At 42.9% G+C, this 7,166-nt stretch carries 8 protein-coding genes; all 8 read right to left on the reverse strand.

Annotated elements, in window-relative coordinates; genetic code table 11:
* Window positions 1-100: 100 nt before the first annotated feature.
* On the reverse strand, window positions 101-1,528 hold the full coding sequence (locus CWB85_RS12750; RefSeq protein ID WP_138555095.1) for an NAD-dependent succinate-semialdehyde dehydrogenase: 1,428 nt from the start codon (window positions 1,526-1,528) through the stop codon (window positions 101-103).
* Window positions 1,529-1,653: 125 nt separating this feature from the next.
* Window positions 1,654-1,992 (reverse strand): ISC system 2Fe-2S type ferredoxin, encoded by a 339-nt coding sequence (gene fdx / locus CWB85_RS12755; protein WP_016710654.1) that lies wholly within the window; start codon window positions 1,990-1,992, stop codon window positions 1,654-1,656.
* A gap of 11 nt (window positions 1,993-2,003) precedes the next feature.
* Window positions 2,004-3,866 (reverse strand): Fe-S protein assembly chaperone HscA, encoded by a 1,863-nt coding sequence (gene hscA, locus CWB85_RS12760; protein ID WP_016710655.1) that lies wholly within the window; start codon window positions 3,864-3,866, stop codon window positions 2,004-2,006.
* A gap of 51 nt (window positions 3,867-3,917) precedes the next feature.
* Entirely contained in the window at window positions 3,918-4,445 is a 528-nt protein-coding gene (gene hscB, locus CWB85_RS12765) for a co-chaperone HscB (RefSeq protein WP_029216299.1), read from the reverse strand.
* A gap of 95 nt (window positions 4,446-4,540) precedes the next feature.
* Entirely contained in the window at window positions 4,541-4,864 is a 324-nt protein-coding gene (gene iscA / locus CWB85_RS12770) for an iron-sulfur cluster assembly protein IscA (RefSeq protein WP_016710657.1), read from the reverse strand.
* A 9-nt stretch (window positions 4,865-4,873) separates the two neighbouring features.
* Window positions 4,874-5,257, reverse strand: a complete 384-nt coding sequence (iscU, locus tag CWB85_RS12775) for a Fe-S cluster assembly scaffold IscU (RefSeq protein WP_016710658.1) — start codon at window positions 5,255-5,257, stop codon at window positions 4,874-4,876.
* A 41-nt stretch (window positions 5,258-5,298) separates the two neighbouring features.
* On the reverse strand, window positions 5,299-6,516 hold the full coding sequence (locus CWB85_RS12780; protein WP_016710659.1) for an IscS subfamily cysteine desulfurase: 1,218 nt from the start codon (window positions 6,514-6,516) through the stop codon (window positions 5,299-5,301).
* A 23-nt stretch (window positions 6,517-6,539) separates the two neighbouring features.
* Window positions 6,540-7,031: a Fe-S cluster assembly transcriptional regulator IscR gene (gene iscR / locus CWB85_RS12785; protein ID WP_016710660.1), complete on the reverse strand. Its 492-nt coding sequence runs from the start codon at window positions 7,029-7,031 to the stop codon at window positions 6,540-6,542.
* Between the last annotated feature and the right edge of the window lie 135 nt (window positions 7,032-7,166).

The following is a 7,166-nucleotide window of genomic DNA, read 5'->3' on the forward strand; positions in this document are numbered from 1 at the left end:
TCAGCTATCAGCTACAAAATTTTGCTCATATTAACTTAGGTGTCAAGACGAATTTGTCTTAGGCTGACGGCTGACGGCTGACGGCTAAAAACCTATAGCTTTAAATTTTCATACACACATATTTTTCTTCGAGGTATTCGTCGAGTCCTTGGTGTCCGCCTTCACGTCCTAGGCCGGATTGTTTAACGCCACCAAACGGGGCGACGGGGTTGGAGATAAGTCCCTCATTAATACCAACCATGCCGTATTCTAACGCTTCACTTACACGATAGATTTGTTTGATGTCTTGACTGTAAAAATACGCGGCGAGGCCATAAGGTACGTCGTTAGCCATAGCTAACACTTCAGCTTCCTCGTCAAAAGGAATAATACTAGCAACGGGACCAAATACTTCTTGATGATAAATATCCATTGCACTGGTAACGCCAGTTAAAATAAGCGGTGCCTGGAAGTTCCCTCCGAGATCTTTATCATCCCCGATTACTGATGCTCCCTTAGTGATTGCATCAGCCACTAACTCTTGCACTTTTTGCTTGGCTTTAGGGTAAATTAGTGGGCCAATATCCGTGTCTTCAGCAATGCCGTTGCCCACTTTGAGTGCCGCTACTTGTACCGCTAGTTTTTTGAGTACTTTATCAAGTATGCTGCGCTGCACAAAAATACGGTTCGCTGCAACACACGTTTGCCCAGCATTTCTAAATTTTGCGCCCATTAAGCCAGTGACAGCCTCATCTAAATCAGCGTTATCAAAAATTATAAACGGCGCATTACCACCCAACTCCATTGAAGTGCGCTTGATTGTCGATGCACATTGCGTAAGCAACTGCTTACCAACACCGGTTGACCCTGTGAATGTAAACTTACGTACGGTGTTTGATTCGGTAAGGATTTCACCGACCATTTTTGCATTTTCAGAAAGTAATACGTTAAAAGCGCCTTTTTCAAAACCAGCTTGATCTGCCAAATATGCTAATGCTAAAGCGCATAAAGGCGTATGTTCTGATGGCTTTAATACAAAGCTACACCCTGCTGCATAAGCAGGGGCTACTTTTCGAGTGACCATAGCAATTGGGAAGTTCCAAGGCGTGATGCCAGCAACCACACCAATGGGTTGTTTAAAACTGGTTAAACGATGATTGTCATCCGTGGCAGGAATAACATCACCATAACTACGTTTTGCTTGCTCGGCATACCACTTTATAAAGCCGGCGCCATAATCTACTTCACCAAGAGATTCTTTCAGAGGTTTGCCCTGTTCTTTAGTCATTAATTCTGCAAGTGCTTGCTTATGCTGCATAACTAGTTCATACCAACGCATTAAAACTTCACTGCGGGTAGTAGCATTGGTCGCTTTTAATTTTACAAATGCGCCGTGGGCAGCATTAATAGCTTTATTAACCCCATCATCATCTATATCACTTACCATGACGATGCTTTGCTGGGTGGCAGGATCATCAACACTGAAGTGTTTTTCAGTGTGGTAAAACTCACCGTTGATGAAAGAGTCGTTAAATATAAGATGTGGCATAGAAATCCCTCCGGTCTGTAGCTGTAAGCCTTAAGCTATAAGTTGTAAGCTAAAACAAAAACACCGCGTTCAAATTGAGCGCGGTGTTTTCTGATAGCTGATAGCTGATAACTTACAGCTCAATTTTAATGCTCTTCATTAACGATATTGAGATTGTACTTCGGTATTTCAACTATTAAGTCTTCATCACGGATAATTGCTTGACAACCTAAGCGTGATTCTGGCTCTAAGCCCCATGCTTTATCTAACATGTCGTCTTCAAGTTCGTCGCTTTCATCAAGTGAATCAAAACCTTCACGGATCACTAAGTGGCACGTAGTGCATGCGCATGATTTTTCGCATGCATGGGGAATGCTAATGCCGTTTTTAAGTGCTACATCCAGTACGGTTTCACCACTTGGTGCATCAATTGCAGCGCCGTCAGGACATAATTCCGGATGGGGAAGAAAAATAATTTGTGGCATTCTAACCTCTTTTAAACGTTGTCTACTGACTGCCCTTGCAGTGCTTTTTTAATCGATGCATCCATTCTTAGCTCAGCAAATTTACTACTGGCGTTATCAACTTTTTCAATGGCTGCTTTTATTTCATTTGGCTCTGTGGCTGTTTCACGAACTTTAACCAGTTTAGCAATTTCAGCGTTTAGGTCATTTAATTCGTTTTCATCAAGCAATGCACTATCTGTTGCCAGTGATGCATAAAGCGCTTCGATAACACGTAATGCTTCAACCTGTTGCTCTTTAAGCATACGCGCTTGCATGTCATCTTTAGCGTTAGTCATCGACTCTTTAAGCATATTAGCGACTTGGTCGTCTGACAAACCAAACGATGGTTTAACTTGAATTTCAGCTTGCACACCGGTGGATTTTTCCATTGCAGATACACTAAGGAGACCATCGGCATCGACTTTAAAAGTCACCCGAATATGCGCAGCTCCAGCTGCCATTGGTGGAATACCTTTTAAGCTAAATTTAGCTAATGAACGGCAATCATCCACCAGCTCTCGCTCACCTTGTAATACATGTAAAGACATCGCCGTTTGGCCATCTTTAAAGGTAGTGAATTCTTGTGCGCGCGCAACAGGAATAGTGGTATTACGTGGAATGATTTTTTCAACCAAGCCACCCATGGTCTCAAGACCCAGTGACAGAGGGAGTACATCCAGCAATAGCATATCTGAATCAGGCTTGTTACCTACCAATACATCAGCTTGTAATGCTGCGCCCAGCGCAACTACACGATCAGGGTCGATAGAAGTTAGCGGCTCTTTATTAAAAAACTCAGCAACTTGGCTACGTACAATTGGCATGCGGGTTGAACCGCCGACCATAACCACTTGCAGTACTTCGTCATTGCTAATGCCAGCATCTTTCACTGCGCGACGACACGAACGAAGTGTCTTTTTAACCAATACCATAGCAAGTTCTTCAAACTTGTCACGGGTTACTTCAACCATGTGCTTTTCGTTATCAAACTCAAGACCAACATTCACTTTCGCATATTGGCTGAGTGCTTCTTTACAGGCTTTCGCTTTATTAATAAATAAACGCAAGTTCGAAGGTGATAAAGTCATTACCCCCGTTTCACGTTTAAAATGATCCACCAATAAAGAGTCAAAATCATCACCACCTAGGCTTGAGTCACCACCGGTTGCCAGTACTTCAAACACACCTTGGTTTAATCGTAAGATCGAAATATCAAACGTACCGCCACCTAGATCATAAACCGCAATAATACCTTCTTGGCCTGAATCTAAGCCATAAGCAACGGCGGCGGCAGTGGGTTCATTTAATAAGCGCAGTACATTGATACCGGCAAGCTCTGCAGCATCTTTGGTGCTTTGGCGCTGCGCATCATCAAAGTAAGCTGGCACTGTGATCACGGCACCTAAAATATCTTGCCCTGCAAAACTTTCTGCTGCGCGTTGTTTTAACGCTTTTAAAATATCGCTTGATGCAGTGACTGGACTAATATTACCGGCAGCGGTAGTAATGGCAAGTGCACCATCATGCTGGCAAAAATCATAGGGTAGTTGACCGTAGCTATGCTCGATCTCAGCTTGGGTTTTACCTAAAAAACGTTTAACTGAAATCAGGGTATTGGCAGGATCTTGCGTGGCCGCTTGAGCTGCTTCTGCACCAACCGTAATACTGTCAGCTTGATAGCGAACAACTGAAGGGAGCATTGCTGCACCACTAATATCAGTAAGGGTACGGGCTTCGCCACTTTGCACTGTCGCAACTAATGAGTTGGTAGTACCCAGATCAATACCTATTGCTAACTTATGTTCATGTGGTGCCGCGCTCTGCCCCGGCTCAGCAATCTGCAATAATGCCATAATGCTCTTTAACTCTTGTTTGACTTACTTGTAGTTCAGTAAGTTAGATAATTAATCGTCGAATAAACTGTCTTCAATCCGCTCTAATTCATCACGTAGCTTATATACAAACTTTAATTTACGAATGTTATCAGCGGCGAGCTGCCATTGCTGCTCATCATCACTTGCCAGTTGCTCTGCAAGCTGTGCACTGTATTGGCTATCAAGTTGTTTTATTTGTTGTTCGAATTGGGCTATCGCTGCATCAGGATCTGCACTTGCAGTTAACTCTTCTAGCTCTTCACGTAATTCCATTTGCTGCATTAAAAAAAGCGGATCTTGCAGGGTTTGCTGCTCGGCACGAATATCAACACCCAACTCACTGAGCATATATTCAGCACGTTTTACGGGATGCTTTAAGGTTTGTAGGGCGTCGTTGATTTCTGCTGTATTTTGTACGGCTAGCAATTTATCTCGGCTACTAGCATTCGCATGACGATCAGGGTGAACTGCACGCTGAAGTTCGAGGTAATTTTTATTTACTGTTGCTAAATCTATATTGTAATCAACAGGTATCGCAAACAATTCAAAATAGCGCATAATTCCAACCATGCCAAATTAACATATTGGCTTAAAATTCAGATAGAACAAAGCCCTACAGATGCAGGGCTTAAGAATACAATAGCGTTACCTAGTTATACTGTGAAACTTTCGCCACAACCACACTCATCAGCTTGATTTGGGTTGATAAATTTAAACCCTTCGTTCAAACCTTCTTTAGTGTAGTCAAGCTCAGTGCCATCAATATAAACTAAGCTTTTAGCATCGACGATTACTTTAACCCCTTGAGATTCAAATACTTCATCGCCATCAGCTAACTCGTCAACAAACTCAAGAACATAAGCAAGACCTGAACAGCCCGTCGTTTTAATGCCAACGCGCAGGCCAAGGCCTTTACCGCGATTTGCTAAAAATGATTCTACGCGGTTTGCTGCCGCATCTGTCAATGTCACTGCCATGATTATCTCTTACTTCGCTTGTTTACTTTTGTAGTCTGCAATAGCTGCTTGGATTGCATCTTCAGCTAGAATTGAACAGTGAATTTTCACTGGTGGTAATTCAAGCTCAGCACTAATGTCAGTGTTTTTGATCATTGCAGCTTCATCTAAAGTTTTACCTTTTACCCACTCTGTTACCAAAGATGATGAAGCAATTGCGCTACCACAACCGTATGTTTTGAATTTAGCGTCTTCAATGACGCCTGCAGCTGATACTTTAATTTGCAGCTTCATTACGTCACCACATGCTGGTGCGCCAACCATACCTGTTGCTACTGATGGATCATTTTTGTCTAAAACACCTACGTTACGTGGGTTTTCAACATGATCGATTACTTTATCACTATACGCCATAATACTATCCTCATTACCTGCTAGCGGATGTACTCAATCAATTAATGATGAGCCCATTCAACTGAATCTAAATCAACACCTTCTTGATGCATTTCCCAAAGCGGTGACATCTCACGTAAGCGACCGATAGAGCTCTTCATTAAATTGACGGTATAATCAATCTCTTCTTCGGTAGTAAAACGACCAATACTAAAACGAATTGAGCTGTGTGCTAATTCGTCGTTACGGCCAAGCGCACGTAATACATAAGAAGGCTCTAAGCTTGCTGAAGTACAGGCAGAACCTGATGATACAGCAATATCTTTAACAGCCATCAATAACGACTCACCTTCAACAAAGTTGAAGCTGATGTTAACAATTCCTGGCACTGATTGGTCCTGTGCACCGTTAAAGTACACTTCTTCCATATCAGCCATAATGCCATCAATTAAACGCTTACGAAGCGCACTGATGTGGGCATGGTCTTTTTCAAAATCTTGTTTCGCAATTCTAAATGCAGCACCCATACCAACTAGCTGGTGTGTTGCTAAAGTACCTGAACGCATCCCACGCTCATGACCACCGCCGTGCATTTGCGCTTCTAAGCGTGCACGTGGCTTACGACGAACATAAAGTGCACCAATACCTTTAGGTCCATATATTTTGTGCGCAGAGAATGACATAAAATCAACTTTAAGCTGCTGTACGTCAATTAACACTTTACCTGCGCTTTGCGCTGCATCAACGTGGAACATGATTTTACGTTCACGACACATTTCGCCAATTGTTGCGATATCTTGAATCACACCTAGCTCGTTATTCACGTGCATAATGCTTACTAATACGGTGTCGTCACGCATAGTTTGTTCAAGCTTTTTAAGATCCAGTAGGCCGTTTTCTTCAACGTCCATATAAGTAACTTCAAAACCTTGGCGCTCAAGTTCACGACACGTGTCGATCACGGCTTTATGCTCAGTTTTTGCGGTAATAACGTGCTTACCTTTCTTTTTGTAAAACTGTGCAGCACCTTTAATAGCAAGGTTGTTTGATTCTGTCGCACCCGAAGTGAAAACGATTTCACGTGGGTCTGCGTTAATTAGATCTGCGATATCAGTACGTGCCTGATCAATCGCCTCTTCAGCTTGCCAACCAAAACGGTGTGAACGTGATGCAGGGTTACCAAAGTTGCCATCCATTGTTAGGCATTGCATCATTTCTTTTGCAACACGCTCGTCAACTGGCGTGGTTGCTGCGTAATCTAAATAAATCGGTAACTTCATTTCTTTCTCCGCTGGACGCCAACCTATAGTTGGCAGCTTACTTGAATATTTTCCAATTGCTTAATTGCATTGCTAACGTTGCTATTTTGGCGAGATGCAACTTCTTGCACATCTGATTGTTCCACCAATTCCGCAAGAGTAATACCATTTAAAAAGTCTTCTATTCGGGCACTTAAATCTGACCACAACGTATGCGTTAAACAACGCATGCCGCTTTGGCAACCACCAGTTGCACCGTGGCAACGGGTTGCATCTATTGATTCATCAACAGCGTTGATCACATCACCGACCGAAATAGCATGCGTTTCACGACCTAGTAGATAACCCCCACCGGGACCACGCACAGAGCTGACTAAACCATTTTTACGTAATCGGGCAAATAACTGCTCAAGATATGACAACGAAATTTCTTGCCGCTCTGAAATGTCGGCAAGGGGAACTGGCCCTATACTTGCGTGTAGCGCAACATCAAGCATCGCTGTAACGGCATATCTGCCTTTTGATGTTAACTTCATTGAGCCCCCGCACTACCAAAGAGTGCAAATTTTAATTACCAGAGTAAAATAGTCAAGTATTATATTAGTAGCTATCAGCTATCAGCTATCAGCTATCAGCTATCAGCTATCAGCTATCAGCTATCAGCTATCAGC

It is taken from the genome of Pseudoalteromonas sp. S1727, from assembly GCF_005886375.1.
GTDB classification, from domain to species: Bacteria; Pseudomonadota; Gammaproteobacteria; order Enterobacterales; family Alteromonadaceae; genus Pseudoalteromonas; species Pseudoalteromonas haloplanktis.